Genomic DNA, 15698 nt, shown 5'->3' with positions numbered 1-15698 from the left:
ATGGTTGCCCGGAACAACGGTAATCGGACAGCTTCGGGGCGACATGGCGCAAAAGGAGCCCCGGCGGAGGGCGCCGGGAGCCGCTAGGGTCCGGCGCGTGGAGGCACACAGCACCGATGAAGTGACGTTTCGTCTTCTGGGGCCGGTGCGGGCGTGGCGCGGCGGTACGGAGCTCGGACTCGGCCCGCCCCAGCAGCGGGCGGTGCTGGCCGCGCTGCTGCTGCGGCGGGGACGCCCGGTCACCGCCGGGAGACTGGCGGAGGCGCTGTGGGGCCACCGTCCGCCGCCGGGCGCGGCCGCGACCCTGCGGGCCTACCTGTCCCGGTTGCGCACGGCACTGGAGCCGCGCCGGCCCGCCGGTCGGCCCCCGGCACTGCTGGTCTCCACCCCCGCCGGTTACGTGCTGGACGTCCCGCCCTCCGCCGTGGACCTGGAGGTGTTCGAGCAGCGGGTGGCACACGCCCGGCGACTGCGTTCCGAAGGCGATCCGGCCGGGGCCGGGGAGCTGCTGCGCGAGGCCCTGGAGTCCTGGCCGGGCACCCCGCTGGCGGGAGTGCCCGGACCGCTGGCCCACACCGAGCGCGCCCGGCTCGACGAGCGGCGCCTGACGGTGCTGGAGACCTCGCTCGGGGTGGATCTGGAACTGGGCCGCCACCACGAGCTGGTGGCCCGGCTGCGGGCACTGTGCGCCGACCATCCGCTGCGGGAGGGGCTGTGGGAACTGCTGATCCTGGCCCTGTACCGCTGCGGACGGCGGGCGGAGGCGCTGGAGAGCTACCAGGACCTCCGGCGCGCCCTGGCCGCCGAACTCGGCGCCGAGCCGGGTCCCGCGCTGCGCCGTACGTACGCCGGGCTGCTGGCCGCCTCCCGGGCACCGGCCGGGTCCGCCCCGGCCGGGTCCGCGGCCGTCGGTCCGGAGGCCGGGCACACCGGCGGTACGGCCCGGCCGGCCGGCCGCGGGCCGGCCCCGGACGGCCGCGCCGGGACGGCCGGCGCGGCGCGCCCCTGCCAGCTGCCCGCCGCGCTCACCACGTTCGCGGGCCGGGAGGCCGAGCTGGCCCGGGTCCACGCGCTGCTCCCGGCGGGCCGGGAGCCGTCCACCGTGGTCATCAGCGCCATCGGCGGGATGGCCGGAATCGGCAAGACGACACTGGCCGTGCACTTCGCCCACCGGATCGCGGACCGCTTCCCCGACGGGCAGCTCTACATCAACCTCCGGGGCTTCGATCCCGGCGGCGCCGCGCTGGATCCCGCCGAGGCCGTCCGCGCGTTCCTCGTCGCCCTCGGGGTCCCGCCGCAGCGCCTCCCCGCCGACGCCGCCGCGCAGACCGCGCTCTACCGCAGCATGCTGGCCGACCGCAGGGTGCTGATCGTCCTGGACAACGCCCGGGACTCCCGGCAGGTCCGGCCCCTGCTGCCGGGTACGGCCGGCTGCCTGGTCATCGTCACCAGCCGGGACCAGCTGGCGGGGCTGGTCGCGGCCGAGGGCGCGCATCCGGTGCCCCTGGACCTGCTCTCCGACGAGGAGGCCGAGCAGCTCCTGGCCCGCCGGATCGGGCGGGAGCGGACGGCGGCCGAACCGGAGGCGGTGCGGGAGATCGTCCGGCGGTGCGCGCGGCTGCCGCTGGCGCTGGCCGTCGTGGCCGCCCGGGCCGCCACCCATCCGCACTTCGGGCTGCGCGCCATCGCCGAGGAGCTGCGGGAGGGCCCCGGCGGTCTGGACGCGTTCGCCGGCGGCGAGGCGGCCGCCGACGCCCGGACGGTCTTCTCCTGGTCCTACCGCGCGCTGCCGCCCGAAGCGGCCCGGCTCTTCCGGCTGCTGGCGCTGCATCCCGGCCCGGAGATCTCCGTCTCCGCGGCGGCCGCCCTGGCGGGACTCGAACCGCGCCGGGTCCGGGTGCCGCTGGCGGCGCTGACCGGTGCCCATCTGCTGGTCCAGCGTGCACCGGGCCGCTACACCTGCCACGACCTGCTGCGCGTCTACGCCGCCGAGCTACTGGACGAGACCGACGGCGAGGCCGAGCGGCGGGCGGCGCTGCGCCGGATGTTCGACCACTGTCTGCACACCGCGTACGGCGTGCTGACGCTGTTCCATCCGCAGCGCGACACGATCGAGCTGCCCGGGGCGGTGACCGGGGCCGTGCCCGAGGTGTTCGGCGACCGGCGCCGGGCCATGGCCTGGCTGGAGGCCGAGCGGCAGGTGCTGGTCACCGCCGTCTCCCGGGCCGCCGCCACCGGTTTCCCCGCACAGTCCTGGCAGCTCGCCTTCACCCTCGACCTGTTCCTGGACCGGCTGGGTCACTGGCACGCCCAGCACACCGTCCAGCAGGCCGCGCTGGACGCCGCCCGCGGCGCCGGGGACCGGCTCGGGGCGGCGTACGCCGAGCGCGCGCTGGGCTTCGCCTGCATGCGGCTGGAGCGGGAGGAGGAGGCCGCCCGGCACCTGCACGGAGCGCTGGAGGCGTTCGGCGCGCTCGGCGAGCCCCTCGGACAGGCCCGGACACACCGTCTGCTGGCCTTCGCGGCCAACCGCGACAAGCGCCACCAGGACGCGCTGGAGCACTACCGGCAGGCACTCGGGCTGTACCGCGCGGCCGGTTACCGCAGCGGCCGGGCCAGCGTCCTCAACGAGGTCGGCTGGACCCACATCCTGCTCGGCGAGCACCGGGAGGCGCTGGAGCAGTGCGCGCGTGCGGTCGCACTGCACCGGGAGACGGGCGACCGCAACGGGGAGGCCGCCGCGCAGGACAGCCTCGGCTACGCACTGCACCACCTGGGGAGGTACCAGGAGGCCCTCGGCTGCTTCGACCGGGCACTGCGCCTCTACCTCGACCTGGGCGACCGCTATCTGCAGGCCGACACCCTCGTCCACATCGGGGACACCCGGCACGCGGCGGGAGACCGACCGGCGGCCCGTTCGGCCTGGCGGCGGGCCCTGGACATCCTGGTGGAGTTCGACCACCCCGACACCGAGGAGGTCCGGGAGCGCCTGCACCGGCTCGGCCCGGAAGAACCGGAGAGTACCGGGGCGGCGGGAACGGAGGCGGGCGGGGCGCCGACGGCGGACGGGACGGGCCGGTGAACGGGAGAGCCGCCCCGGCCGGCGGACGTACCGCGGGCCGGTGGCGGCGGCCTCGCGCGGGCCGGGAGAGGTCCCGCGCGCGGCGCTCCCGGCTACGCTGGTGCGCGCACGCCCCGGCTCCCCGGGCGGTCCGAAAGGCCCCGACCCCACCGCCCCGTTCCGGCCCGGCTCCCCCACACGGCCGCGCCCGGCACGGCGGGAGCCGCGGTGTCCGAAGCCGGAAGGAGAACCCCTGGCCCGGCGGCCACCGGGAGGCCCCGGCACTGTTCAAGTGCGACGGCGTGTACTTCATGCTCACCTCCGGCGCGACCGGCTGGCGCCCCAACCAGCAGAAGTACGCCACCTCCCTCTCCGGCGGCTGGAGCGGCATGCGCGACATCGGCGACTCCACCGCCTACGGCTCCCAGACCACGTTCGTGCTGCCCGTCCAGGGCGGCCGGGGGTCCCTACGAGACGCTGGCCGCCCGGCACAGCGGCAAGTGCGCCGACGTGCGGGACCAGTCGCCGAAGGAGGGCGCCGAGGTCGTCCAGTACGACTGCACCGGCGGCGTCAACCAGCAGTGGCGCAGGGCCGCCTGGGCCGCGGCCGGCCCGACACCCGGCCGGGACGGTGCGACCGTCCGGTCCCGCCGTCCGGTCCGGCTCCGTGACGGAGCCGGCCGGGACGGCGGGGTCAGCGGCGCGTCCGCGTGGCCTCGGTCTGCAGCAGGCGGGGGGAGCCGGTGAAGCCGTGGCGGGTGTAGACCGGGACGGCCCGGACGCTGGAGTGGACCGTGACGCGTTCGGCCCCGAGCCCGCGGGCGAGGTCCACGACGGCGTCGACGAGCAGGCCGCCCAGCCCGGCGTCCCGTTCCCCGGGCACCACGTACACGCTCTGCACGTCGCCCGAGAACCGCTCCGGCGCGTGCGGGGTGGGCACCCGGGGGACGAGCGCCAGCCAGGCCATGCCGAGCACCGCCTCGCCGCGGACCGCGACCAGGCAGCGGTGGGAGGCGGCGTTGCGCCGTGCCCAGTCGGTGAAGTGACGCACGAACTCCTCGCGGGTACCGGCGGGCTCCCTGCCGTTCTCCATCGCCCACCGCCGGCGCAACTCGGCGACGGCGGCCAGTTCACCGGCCCGCGCGGGCCGGATGTCGATGCCGGTGAGGATGTCGGTCATGCCGCCATCGTGGCATGGGCCCGGGCCCCGGGGTCCGCCGTACCGCCGAAGGCGGTACGGCGGACCGGACGGGCGGCGACCACCGTGCCGACGCCGTCGTCGCGGCGCTGGAGACCGGCCTCCCGGCAGGCTCTCCCCCGGCGGGCGGTAGGCGGTAGGCGGCCGGAATCGTTCCTTCCGGGGCGGCCCGGCCACCCCTCCGGCGACCGTCCGGCCGGACACCCCTTACCCGGCCATGGAGAGGCCGCGGAGGGCCGCCGTCCATTTCAAGCCACCGCGCATGTGCCCGACACACGGGACGTCGGCCGCACCCGGAAGCCCGCCTCCGCGACACAGGTGATGGAGCACCCGCCGCCTGCGTTCCACTCCTTCCCCGCGCACCTTCTCTCCTGGTCACCGCCCGGGCCGGGGAGGCCGGTTTACGCCTGTCGGGGCGGGGCACCCGTCCCTACACTGGGAGCGCTCCCACAGCAAGGGTCCGAAGGCCGCCCGCACCTCAGAGCGCAAAAGCCTTCACGCAGAGTCGCATCACCACCCCGCCAGCCGCACCTTCGCGGAACGGCGTCCTTCCCCCGAGGCGACGCGGTTCCGGATGTGCTCTCCGCGAGCGAGCCGGCGTACGGCCGGGCTCCGGGAAGGCCGTGGTCCAGCGGAGTCGGGAAGAGCCGGCACACCGTGTCCGAGCGCGTCCCCGGTACGGCGCGGGGTCCTCCGCCACACCCGTACGACCGATTGGAGACCCCATGCTCGGTGTTCTTGCCGCCGGCGGAACCGTCGCGGCGTTATCCGCCTCGCTGCTGTCCCCCCAGGCCGCCCCCGCCGAGACCACGGCGCCGCCCGCGGGCGCGGCGATCGAGGTCGCGACCGTCAACGGCTCGGGATGCCCGGCCGGGACGGCCGGAGTCACGGTCTCGGGCCGGGACTCCTTCACCGTGACCTACGACGACTACCTCGTCCAGGTGGGCCCGGTCGCCACGCCCACCGAGTTCCGCAAGAACTGCCAGATCAGCCTGGAGATCGCGGTCCCCGCGGGCTACACCTACGCCATCTCCGGCGTGCAGAACCGCGGTTACGCCTATCTGCAGTCGGGGGCCAGCGCCCTCCAGCAGACGACCTACTACATCCAGGGCAGCGCCGGGACCGTGACCACCTCCCAGGAGTTCGACGGTCCGTACCGCAGCTCCTGGAGCAGCACGGACTCGCTGGGGAGCGACGAGCTCGTCTGGGCGCCGTGCGGCCAGCGGCGGAACCTCAACATCAACACCGAACTGCGGGTGTACAGCGGGTCCTCGTCGAGGGACGCGGTCAGCTTCATGGCGATGCGCTCGACGAGCACCGCGGGCAGTTCCTTCGACATCGTCTGGAAGCAGTGCTGACCCCCGCCGGATGACGCACTCGCGCGGGCAACGGAGCGCCGGGCGGACAGCCGCGGGCGCACCACCGCCGCCCGCCCGGCCGGACCCTCGGGTCCGGCCGGGCGGGCGGCTCCGTCCTCAGGCCGCCGGGGTGATCAGCCCGTAGTCGCCGTCGTGGCGGTGGTGGAGCAGATTGCCGCGCCCGGTGGCGATGTCGACGAAGAACACGAACGGCAGTCCGGTCGCCTCCAGTCGCCAGGCCGCCTCCTCCACTCCCATACGGGGTGCCGGGATCCCGCTGACCTCCAGCGCCACGCCCGACGGGTGGTCGGCCGGCAGCGGCACCGGCAGTCCCCCGTGGGCCCGCGCCAGCCGGTAGCCGCCGGCGCCGGTCCGGTAGACCACGCTGTCGACGCCCGAGACGGCGTCGGTGAACAGGTGGAAGTCGTACTCCAGGGCCTCCAGTTCCTCCACGGCCTCCGCCGGTGTCCGGCCGGGAAGGCCGAAGGACCGGTGACGCACGATCCGGCGGCCGGTCACCGGACGCGGCAGATCGTACGGCACCCGGCCGCGGTGCGGCCGGCCGTGGTCGCACACCCGGGCCAGCCGGCCGGCCAGCCGGTCCCGCAGCAGGTCGATCGCCTCGGGCATCGTGTCCGCGGCGACCTGGGCCCGCACCAGGTGCCCGTTGACGTCCACGTTCACCTGGGCGACCGCCGGCTGCCGGACGGAGGTGCCCGAGGCCAGGCTCAGCTTCACCCGGGTGTCCAGAACCGGCTCCCTGAGCTTGCCCAGGGCCGCCAGCACCTTGGTGCGGGCGTACTCCTCCGTGCCGCCGGGCATGTCACCGCGGGTCTCCACCCGGACCGGGGGGACGGGACGCGTCTGCGATCGGTTCATGGTCTCCTCCTGCCGTTGTGGCACCACCAGCTTCGCCGCCGGGTGATCGATCGCAGGAGAGCCGAAGGTCCCGCCGCCCGGTACCGTCCGTCCCCGCCGCGCGTACCGGACGGCCCCGGTCACCGCCCGGTGCCTGCGGAGGGGACGGCGGTGCTCCCCCTCCGGAACGGATACCGGCCGCCTGCCCCGGCACCGCCCCGGCCCACCCGGCGCCCCACCGGCTCGTCCCCGGCACCGGGGCGCCCGCTGCCCGCGGTCTGCCGCGGGGCACGGTGACGCCGGGTCGGCGGGAGGGCGGGCCGCCCTCCCGCCGACCACGTTCACCGCACTGCGCGCGGCACACCCCTACGGACCTGCCGGTGTCCGGACACGGCACCGCGGCAGCGGGCACGGACGATGCCCGCGCCCCCCTGCACCTGTTCGCGGCCGGTGAGCCGGGGGCGCCCGCCTCAGGACGGGCCCGCCGCCGGACCGCGGAAGGTGGCGCGGTAGGCGGTGGGTGTCACACCGAGCGCCTGCTGCATGTGCCGGCGGAGCGAGACCGCCGTGCCGAAGCCCGCCTCGACGGCGATCCGGTCGACGGACAGGTCGGTCTCCTCCAGCAGTTGGCGGGCGCGCACGATGCGCTGCTGGGCGAGCCACTGCCCGGCGGTGACGCCCGTCTCCTCCCGGAAGCGGCGGGTGAAGCTCCGCACGCTCGTGGACTCCCGGGCGGCCAGCTCCTCCAGTGTGACGGGGCGGTCGAGGTTCTCCAGCGCCCAGGCGCGGGCGGCGCCGGTGGAGGACCGCCGCGGCTCGGGCACGGGCCGCGGGATGTACTGGGCCTGTCCCCCGTCGCGGTGCGGCGGTACGACCGTGGCGCGGGCCACCGCGTTGGCGACGGCCGCGCCGTGGTCGCGGCGGATCATGTGCAGGCACAGGTCGATCCCGGCCGCCTCCCCGGCGGAGGTGAGCACCTCGCCCTCGTCGGTGTAGAGGACGTCCGGGTCGAGCCGGACCGCCGGATACACCCGCCGGAAGCGTTCGGCCGACTTCCAGTGGGTGGTGGCCCGGCGGCCGTCGAGCAGCCCGGCGGCCGCGAGCACGAAGGCACCGGTGCAGACCGAGGCGATCCGGGTGCCCGGCCGGACGCGCGCGAGGGCGTCGGCGAGCGGGCCCGGCAGCCGCCCCTCCCCCACCTGCCCGTCCTCGTCCCCCTCCGCTCCGTGCGCGGCCGGGACAAGTACCGTGTCGGCCTCCGCCAGGGCGTCCGGACCGTACGCGACGTACACGGAGAAGTCCGCGGTGGTGCGGACCTCTCCTGGTCCGAGCGCGCAGGTGACGACCTGGTACAACGGTGTGCCGTCGGCTCCGGCGGCCGCGCCGAACAGCTGGTGGACCAGGCCCAGTTCCATCGGCAGCAGACCGTGGCGGACCAGGACCGCCACCCGGTGCCGCCCGGATTCCGTGAAGACGTCCATGGCCAGATCCTTTCACATGTCGTCCATCCGGCCACTCGTCGGCGCGGGAGCGGCCGAACAGCATGGGCACATGACACAGACGATCACGACTCCGTCCGCCACCCGCGGCGGGCGGGTGCACCGGGCCTGGTGGATCGCCGCCGCGGCCGCGCTGACCGTCATGGCCGCGGGCGCCTTCGGCACCATGCCCGGTCTGCTGGTCACCCCGCTGCACCGGGACCTCGGCTGGTCGCGCGGCTCGATCGGTTTCGCCGTGTGGGTGAACATGGCCGTCAGCGGGCTGGTCGCGCCCTTCGCCACGGCCCTGATGGACCGGTTGGGGCTCCGCCGGGTGGCCGCGGGCGCCCTTGTCGCCGTCGGCGCCGGCGCGGCGCTGACGGCGGTCATGACCCAGCCCTGGCAGTTGACGCTCTACTGGGGGTTCCTGGTCGGTCTGGGCTGCGGTTCCGTCGCGATGGGCTTCGCGGCGGTCGTGGTCCAGCGCTGGTTCGGCGCGCGGCGCGGCCTGGTCACCGGTGTCCTGACGGGGGCGGGCGTCTTCGGGCAGTTCGCCTTCCTGCCGCTGCTGTCCTGGGGCGTCGACCGGTACCAGTGGCGTCCGGTCACGGTGACGGTGGCGCTGGCCGCCCTGGCCCTCGTCCCGCTCGCGTGGCTGCTGCTGCGCGACCATCCGGCCGACCTCGGCCTGCGGCCCTACGGGAGCGGCGGGTCCGTCCCCCGGCCGGCTCCGGTCCCGGGCGCCGCCCGGCGTACGGTGGCGGTGCTGCGCGCGGCGGCCCGGACCCGTACGTTCTGGCTGCTAGCGGGCACTTTCGCCATCTGCGGCGCGTCGACCAACGGCGTCATGTGGACCGGTTTCGTGCCCGCGGCGCACGACCACGGCATGCCGACCACGGTCGCGGCCGGGCTGCTCTCGCTCATCGGCGTCTTCAACGTGGCGGGCACGGTCCTGTCCGGCTGGCTCACCGACCGCCACGATCCCCGGCTGCTGCTCTCGTGCTACTACGGGATGCGCGCGCTCTCGCTGGTGTGCCTGCCCTACCTGCTCGGGCCGGAGGCCCACTGGCCCCTGATTGCCTTCGTCGTCTTCTTCGGGCTGCTCGACGTGGCCACCGTGCCGCCGACGATCGCGCTCTCGGCCGTCCGGGAGGTCTACGGGGAGCGAAGCGGCGCGATCGTGTTCGGCTGGACACTCGCCTTCCACCAGGTGGGCGCCGGGCTGATGGCCTTCGCCGGCGGCCTGCTGCGGGACTCCCTCGGCTCCTACGACCTCGTCTGGTTCGGCTCCGCCCTGCTGTGCGCGGTGGCGGCCCTGCTGGCGGCGGCGATCGGCCGGCCCGGTCCGGCGGCCGGAGCCCCGGGTGAGCGGGTGAGCGGGTGAGCGGGTGAGCGGGTGAGCGGGTGAGCGGGTGAGCGGGTGAGCGGCGGGACCGTACCGGCCCCTGTCGCCCTGCCTCCTGTTCCCGGCCGCCGCCCCGGCGCCCCGGTGCCGGGTGGTCACCGGCCCGTCGGCAGTGGCCGCGGCCCGGGGGCCGGTCGCGGCGGGGCGACGGCCCGGAGGGTCTCGCGCGGGCAGACGCTCCCGCCCGCCAGGATCGACCGGTGCGCGCGGCGCAGCCCCTCTCCGGGGCCGGCCCCCCGTTCGGTGCGGAGCCGCAGGCTCATGTCGCGGTAGGCCCGGAGGGCGGCGCCGGGATCGCCCTCCAGACACAGCGCGCACATCAGCAGCAGCTGCAGGCGCTCCCGCAACGGGTACCGGGTGAGCAGCCCGCGCAGCTCCGCGGCGGCGCCCTGGTGCCTGCCCAGGGCCAGGGCCGTCGCGAGCCGCCCCTCGTGGAGGGTGAGACGTACCTCCGCCATCCGCCGTGACTCGCCGAGCAGCGTCAGGGAGGAGGACGTGCCCGCCGCCGGGAGGGGATCCCCCCGCCAGAGCCGCAGGGCCGCGCGGAACAGTTCGAGGGCTCTCACCAGGTCCTCCTCGCGCAGTGCCTCGGCGGCGGCGGCCCGGAGATCCATCATCTCCGGGAAGTCGCACTCCTCGGGGGCCAGACCGAGACGGTAGGCGCCCGGCCCGTACGCCAGCCGGGCGTCTCCGCCGGGGGTGGCCGTCCGCAGGATCCGGCGGATCCGCCACACGTAGGTCTGGATGTTGGCCGCGCCGGAGGCCGGTGCACCGTCTCCCCACAGGAACTCCCCGATCAGGGGGACTCCGACCGGCCTGCCCTCCCATAACGCCAGCAGCGTCACCAGCAGTGCCGGTTTCGTCCCCGTCACCGGCAGGACCGCGCCGTCGTCCGCGATGATCTTCGGCCGGCCCAGGATCTCGATTCTCAACAGGCACCTCGTCGGCGGGGGAGCGGGTCGTCGGTGTGCGGGAGCGGCCGGGCCGCGGACGGCGTCCCGCGGGCCCGGTGGGTCCTCGCCCCGCTGTGCCGCCGGTGGTGCCCGGGACAGGTACCCGCCCGGGAACATACCGCTTGCCCGCCGGCTCCTCCGCGGGACCGGCGAACGTGTCCGGACACCTGCCGGAACGTACCCGTTCGGGGCGCGGGAGTGCCTGTTTCCGGCCCGGTCGGCCCGGTCGGCGCCTTCAGGGGCGGCCGCGCGGCCCGGCCGGGCCGGTGGGGTGCCGGGCGGGACTCAGCAGATGCGGGGCAGCTGCTCGCCCAGCGGCAGGTCCACCACCCGGGTACCGCCCAGTCCGGTACGGGCCACCACCATCCCCGGGTGGTCCGCCACGCACTCCCCGATCAGGGTGGCGCCGGCGCCGTGCGGGTGGGCACGCATCGCGGCGAGGACGGCGTCGGCGTGCTCCCGGGGGACAAAGGCCACCAGCAGTCCTTCGTTGGCCACGTACAACGGGTCCAGACCGAGGAACCCGCAGGCGTTCGCCACCGCCTCGGGCACGGGCAGGTCGCGTTCGGCCAGGACGATGCCGGTGCCGGAGGCCGCGGCGATCTCGTTCAGCACGGCGCCCAGCCCGCCGCGGGTGGGGTCGCGCAGTGCGTGGATGTCCGGGGTGACCGCCAGCATCGCCTGTACCAGGCCGCCCAGGGGCGCGGTGTCACTGCAGATCTCCACCCCGAATTCCAGGCCCTCGCGGACGCTCATGACGGCCACCCCGTGCAGCCCGAGAGGTCCGCTGACGATCACCGCGTCGCCGGGTGCGGCGCGCTGCGGGCGGATGTCGACGCCCTCGGGGACCAGTCCGATCCCGGCGGTGTTGACGTAGACGCCGTCACCGTGGCCGGTGTCGACCACCTTGGTGTCACCGGTGACGACCGCGACGTCCGCGGCCGCCGCGGCGGTGCCGATCGCCTGCGCCACCCGGCGCAGGACCGTCATGTCGGTGCCCTCCTCGACGATGAGCGCGCACGACAGGAAGGCGGCCCGCGCGCCGCTCATGGCCAGGTCGTTGACCGTGCCGTTGACCGCCAGGTCGCCGATGCTCCCGCCGGGGAAGAACATCGGCCGCACCACGTAGGAGTCGGTGGACATCGCCAGCCGGGCGCCGCCCAGTGTCACCTGGGCGCAGTCGCCGAGCGCGGCAAGCGTCTCGTTGCCGTAGGCGGGGACGAGGAGGTGTTCCACCAGTTCGGCGGAGAGCGCCCCTCCCCCGCCGTGTCCCATGACGACCACCGGGTGGTCGCGCAGCGGGGCGGGGCAGGACCAGTTCGCCGGGTCCGCCGGCGCGGGGTCGCCGGCCGACGCCGGCGCGCAGGGGCCGGTGTACGGGTCGGTGTAGGGGTCGGTGCCGTCAGCCAACGGAGGTCGCCTCCCGTTCCGTGCTCCCGGCCGTCGTTCCGCCGGTCGTTCCCGCCGGACGGTCCAGGCGCCGGTAGAGGTGGTAGGCGGCGCAGGCGCCCTCGCTGGAGACCATGGTGGCGCCCAGCGGGTTGCGCGGGGTGCAGGTGGTGCCGAAGGCGGCGCACTCGTTGGGTTTGATCAGCCCCTGGAGCACCTCGCCGCTGCGGCAGACCTCGGACTCCCGGGCTGTCAGCTCCGTGACGGAGAAACGGTGTTCGGCGTCGTACTCACGGAACGCCCTGGACAGCCGCCAGCCGCTGCCGGGGATCACCCCGATGCCGCGCCAGGCCCGGTCGGTGACCTCGAAGACCTCCTGGAGCATCCGCCGGGCGGCGGGGTTGCCCGCCTCCCGCACCGCGCGGGGGTAGGCGTTCTCCACCCGGTGCTCCCCGCGTTCGAGCTGGTGGACGGCGCGGCGTACGCCCTCCAGGATGTCCAGCGGTTCGAAGCCGGTGACCACCACGGGGACCTTGTGGCGCTCGGCCAGACCGGGGTACTCGGCGGTGCCCATCACACTGCACACGTGGCCGGCGGCCAGGAAGGCCTGGACCCGGCAGTGCGGCGCTTTCATGATCGCCTCGATGGCGGGCGGCACGCGCACATGCGAGATGAGCACGCTGAAGTTGCGGATGCCGTGCCGCCGCGCCTCGTGGACGGCCATCGCGTTGGCGGGCGCGGTGGTCTCGAAGCCGACGCCGAAGAAGACCACCTCCTTCTCCGGGTGCCGCCGGGCGATGTCCAGGGCGTCCAGCGGCGAGTAGACCACCCGTACGTCGCCCCCGGCGCCCTTGACGCGGAACAGGTCGCGTTCGCTGCCGGGCACCCGGAGCATGTCGCCGAAGGAGCAGAAGACCACCCCGGGGCGGGAGGCGATCTCCAGCGCCTTGTCGATCATCTCCAGGGGGGTCACGCAGACCGGGCAGCCGGGGCCGTGGATGAGCTCGACGGCCCCGGGAAGCAGCTGGTCGATGCCGTGGCGGATGATCGAGTGGGTCTGGCCGCCGCAGACCTCCATCATGGTCCAGGGCCGGGTGACGGTGGCGTGGATGTCCTCCAGGAGCCGCCGTGCCAGCGCGGGGTCGTTGAACTCGTCGATGTACTTCACCGGTTGCCCTCCTGTACCGCCGGTGCGGGGGCGGGCTCCGGGCGGCCCGCCGCCCCGGCCTCGGCCGCCGCGCGCTCCCAGGCGTCGCCGAACTCCTCCTCCAGGAGCCCGAGTTGTTCGAACAGTTCCAGCGAGGCCCGGGCCGACTCCTCGTCCAGCCGCTGGAGCGCGAAGCCCACGTGGACGATCACGTACTCGCCCGTCTCCACCTCGGGCAGATAGGCCAGGCACACGTCCTTCTCCACTCCGCCGAAGTCGACCCGCGCCATGCGCGTGCCGTCCCGTTCCTCGATCCCGGTCACCCTGCCGGGCACCGCCAGGCACATACGTGTTCTCCGTCCGTCGTCGTGGGGGTGGGGTCGGTTCCGCCGCCGGGTGGTCCCCGGCGATCCGGTGCCCGCCGGGTCACGGGGCACCGGCGCGGGCCGCCACCAGGAGCTGCCCGAGGGCCAGTCCGCCGTCCCCGGGCGGTACCCGGTGGTGCCGCAGCACCGTGAACCCGGCCGCGCGCAGCCGCCGTTCGCACTCCTGGTCCAGCAGCGCGTTGGCGAACACCCCGCCGGTCAGGGCGGCGACGGTCGTACCGGTCCGCCGGCGCGCCAGCCGGCAGGCCGCCTCCACCGCTTCCGCCACGGCCCGGTGGAAGCGGGCGGCGATCACCGGGGGCGGAGTGCCGGAGCGCAGGTCGGCGACGGCGGCGCGCAGGACGGGGGCCGGGTCGAGCAGCGCCGGGAACCCGTCGCCGCCGGGTGCGGGGCGCAGCGCGAAGGAGTAGCCGGGACCGCCGTCCGCCCAGGCCCGGGCGGCGGCCGCCTCCAGGGCGACGGCGGCCTGCGCCTCGTGGCCGGCCCGGTGGCACAGGCCCGCCAGGGAGGCCATGGCGTCGAACAGCCGTCCCATGCTGGAGGTCGGTACGCAGGCCAGGCCGCGCTCCAGTTGCCGGGCGAGCACCCGGCGCTCCTCGGGCGGGCAGGCGGCCGTGCACGGCAGGTCCGCGTCCCAGGGCAGGCCGGCGGAGCGCAGCTGGGACAGCGCCATCCGGCAGGGGTTGGCGACCCCGGCGTCGCCGCCGGGCAGCGGTACGTACGCCAGGTGCGCCAGCCGGCGGTGGCGGGCGTAGTCGGCGAGCAGCACCTCGCCGCCCCAGACGGCGCCGTCGTCGCCGTGGCCGGTGCCGTCGAAGGCGACGCCGATGACGGGGGCACTGCCGTCCAGCCCGTTCTCGGCCATGACGGAGGCGATGTGGGCGTGGTGGTGCTGGACCAGGCGCGGCGGTGGCCCGCCGACGGCGCGGGCGCGGGCGCGGGCCCAGCGTGTGGACCGGTAGCCGGGGTGGCGGTCGGCGGCCAGCACCTTCGGGTCGACCCCGGTCAGGACCCGCATCCGCCGCTCGGCGCCGTCCAGGGCGCGCAGGGCGGCCGGGCCGTCCAGGTCCCCGAGGTGCGGGGCGAACCAGGCGGTTCGGCCCTCGCCCAGGCACAGCGCGTTCTTCAGGTCGCCGCCGGCCGCCAGCGCGGGCAGCAGGGGCACGGGCAGTTCGATCGGGTCGGGGACGTACCCGCGGGAGCGGCGGAGCACGACCTCGCCGCCGTCCGGGCGGACGCGCACCACGGAGTCGTCGCAGGGGGACGCGATGGGCCGGTCGTGCCACAGCCAGGCGTCGGCGATGCCGGCCAGCCGGTCCAGCGCCTCGCGGTCGCTGGTCACGATGGGCTCACCGGAGCGGTTGCCGCTGGTCATCACCAGCACCGCCGGTCCGGGGGCGTCCCCGGGCAGGCCGAGGAGCAGCCGGTGCAGCGGGGTGTAGGGCAGCAGCACCCCCACGTCGGGGCTGCCGTCGCAGACGCCGGGGGCCAGTGGGTCCGGCCCGCCGTCGGTGCGGCGGCGCAGCAGCACGATGGGGCGGTGGCGGCCGGCCAAGACGCGGCGCTCGGCCGCCCCGAGGTGGGCGAGGCGGGCGGCGGCGCCGGGATCGGGGCACATCACCGCGAAGGGTTTCGTCCCGCGTGCCTTGCGCTCGCGCAGGGCGGCGACGGCAGCGGGGTTCGTGGCGTCGCAGGCCAGGTGGTAGCCGCCGAGGCCCTTGACGGCAACGACCGCGCCGTCGGCCAGCAGCAGACGGGCGGCCGCGAGCGCCGCCGCGCCCTCGGCGGCGGGCCCGCCCGGGGCGCCGGGCGGGCCGGAGGCGCTGCCGGCGGGGGTCAGCCGCAGCCGGGGGCCGCAGTCGTGGCAGGCGACGGGCTGGGCGTGGAAGCGGCGGTCGGCGGGGTCGGCGTACTCGCGGGCGCAGGCCGGGCAGAGGAGGAAGGCGGCCATGGTGGTGGCCGCCCGGTCGTAGGGCAGCGCGGTGGCGATGGTGAACCGCGGGCCGCAGTGGGTGCAGGTGATGAACGGGTGGCGGTGGCGGCGGTCGGCCGGGTCGGCCAGCTCGCGCAGGCAGTCCGCGCAGGTGGCGGTGTCGGGCGGAATCCGGGTGCGGCCCTCGCCGTACCGCGAGGGCCGGATGGTGAACTCCGCCTCCGGCCGCGCGACGCCCAGTGGGGGCACGGTCTCACAGGTCACCGAGGAGACCACGGCCAGGGGCGGGGGCCGCTCCGCGACGCGTCGGCAGAACGCCTCCACCGCGTCGGCGCCGCCCTCCACCTCGGCGACGACGCCGCCGGCGGTGTTGGCCACGTGCCCGGTCAGGCCCAGTTCGCGGGCCAGGGCGTGGACGTAGGGGCGGAACCCCACGCCCTGGACGGTGCCGCCCACCGTGACCCGGCGACGGACCGTGCCGGGGCCGGGGACCGCCGGGTCACGGTGGGCGGCGGTGGCCGTCCCGGTGGCG

At 75.9% G+C, this 15698-nt stretch carries 12 protein-coding genes; 4 read left to right on the top strand and 8 right to left on the bottom strand.

Features of this window, described 5'->3' with window-relative positions; all coding sequences use genetic code 11:
- Positions 1-121 precede the first annotated feature (121 nt).
- Positions 122-3082, top strand: a complete 2961-nt coding sequence (locus tag CUT44_RS10310; RefSeq protein ID WP_233221114.1) for an AfsR/SARP family transcriptional regulator — start codon at positions 122-124, stop codon at positions 3080-3082.
- Between the two features lie 207 nt (positions 3083-3289).
- Positions 3290-3808, top strand: a complete 519-nt coding sequence (locus CUT44_RS34855; RefSeq protein ID WP_408646697.1) for an RICIN domain-containing protein — start codon at positions 3290-3292, stop codon at positions 3806-3808.
- Here CUT44_RS34855 and CUT44_RS10300 read toward each other — a convergent pair.
- Positions 3756-4241 carry a GNAT family N-acetyltransferase gene (locus tag CUT44_RS10300; RefSeq protein ID WP_100200333.1) on the bottom strand — a complete coding sequence of 162 codons (486 nt, stop codon included), beginning with the start codon at positions 4239-4241 and terminating at the stop codon, positions 3756-3758. The genes CUT44_RS34855 and CUT44_RS10300 overlap by 53 nt on opposite strands.
- A 743-nt stretch (positions 4242-4984) precedes the next feature.
- Between CUT44_RS10300 and CUT44_RS10295 the strand changes: the two genes are divergently transcribed.
- Positions 4985-5617 (top strand): DUF4360 domain-containing protein, encoded by a 633-nt coding sequence (locus CUT44_RS10295; protein ID WP_100200332.1) that lies wholly within the window; start codon positions 4985-4987, stop codon positions 5615-5617.
- Between the two features lie 117 nt (positions 5618-5734).
- Here CUT44_RS10295 and CUT44_RS10290 read toward each other — a convergent pair whose 3' ends face one another.
- Positions 5735-6496, bottom strand: coding sequence for a sigma 54 modulation/S30EA ribosomal C-terminal domain-containing protein (locus tag CUT44_RS10290; RefSeq protein WP_100200401.1), 762 nt, complete (start codon positions 6494-6496; stop codon positions 5735-5737).
- Between the two features lie 449 nt (positions 6497-6945).
- A complete protein-coding gene (locus tag CUT44_RS10285; RefSeq protein WP_100200331.1) occupies positions 6946-7956 on the bottom strand; it encodes a GlxA family transcriptional regulator in 1011 nt (336 codons plus the stop codon).
- A gap of 70 nt (positions 7957-8026) precedes the next feature.
- Here CUT44_RS10285 and CUT44_RS10280 point away from each other — a divergent pair, with 70 nt between their 5' ends.
- Complete coding sequence (locus tag CUT44_RS10280; RefSeq protein WP_100200330.1) at positions 8027-9337, top strand: MFS transporter; 1311 nt, start codon at positions 8027-8029, stop codon at positions 9335-9337.
- A 116-nt stretch (positions 9338-9453) separates the two neighbouring features.
- Here the strand turns inward: CUT44_RS10280 and CUT44_RS10275 are convergent, their stop codons facing one another.
- From CUT44_RS10275 to hypF, 5 genes are all read right to left on the bottom strand, one after another.
- Positions 9454-10290, bottom strand: coding sequence for an AfsR/SARP family transcriptional regulator (locus CUT44_RS10275; protein ID WP_158239555.1), 837 nt, complete (start codon positions 10288-10290; stop codon positions 9454-9456).
- Between the two features lie 306 nt (positions 10291-10596).
- Complete coding sequence (gene hypE, locus CUT44_RS10270; protein WP_100200400.1) at positions 10597-11586, bottom strand: hydrogenase expression/formation protein HypE; 990 nt, start codon at positions 11584-11586, stop codon at positions 10597-10599.
- A gap of 127 nt (positions 11587-11713) precedes the next feature.
- Complete coding sequence (hypD, locus tag CUT44_RS10265) at positions 11714-12868, bottom strand: hydrogenase formation protein HypD (RefSeq protein WP_100200328.1); 1155 nt, start codon at positions 12866-12868, stop codon at positions 11714-11716.
- Entirely contained in the window at positions 12865-13194 is a 330-nt protein-coding gene (locus CUT44_RS10260; protein ID WP_100200327.1) for a HypC/HybG/HupF family hydrogenase formation chaperone, read from the bottom strand. The genes hypD and CUT44_RS10260 overlap by 4 nt, the downstream gene beginning before the upstream one ends.
- Positions 13195-13273: 79 nt before the next feature.
- On the bottom strand, positions 13274-15622 hold the full coding sequence (gene hypF, locus CUT44_RS10255) for a carbamoyltransferase HypF (RefSeq protein WP_233221125.1): 2349 nt from the start codon (positions 15620-15622) through the stop codon (positions 13274-13276).
- Positions 15623-15698: the final 76 nt, after the last annotated feature.

This window comes from Streptomyces carminius (assembly GCF_002794255.1).
In the GTDB taxonomy this organism is placed as follows: domain Bacteria; phylum Actinomycetota; class Actinomycetes; order Streptomycetales; family Streptomycetaceae; genus Streptomyces; species Streptomyces carminius.
This window is presented reverse-complemented; position numbering and strand designations above follow the sequence as displayed.

Bases quoted from the DNA above. Each gene is read 5' to 3' on its own strand.
- CUT44_RS10300 (WP_100200333.1), bottom strand. From the start codon at position 4,241: ATGACCGACATCCTCACCGGCATCGACATCCGGCCCGCGCGGGCCGGT.
- CUT44_RS10295 (WP_100200332.1), top strand. From the start codon at position 4,985: ATGCTCGGTGTTCTTGCCGCCGGCGGAACCGTCGCGGCGTTATCCGCC.
- CUT44_RS10290 (WP_100200401.1), bottom strand. From the start codon at position 6,496: ATGAACCGATCGCAGACGCGTCCCGTCCCCCCGGTCCGGGTGGAGACC.
- CUT44_RS10285 (WP_100200331.1), bottom strand. From the start codon at position 7,956: ATGGACGTCTTCACGGAATCCGGGCGGCACCGGGTGGCGGTCCTGGTC.
- CUT44_RS10280 (WP_100200330.1), top strand. From the start codon at position 8,027: ATGACACAGACGATCACGACTCCGTCCGCCACCCGCGGCGGGCGGGTG.
- hypE (WP_100200400.1), bottom strand. From the start codon at position 11,586: ATGGGACACGGCGGGGGAGGGGCGCTCTCCGCCGAACTGGTGGAACAC.
- CUT44_RS10260 (WP_100200327.1), bottom strand. From the start codon at position 13,194: ATGTGCCTGGCGGTGCCCGGCAGGGTGACCGGGATCGAGGAACGGGAC.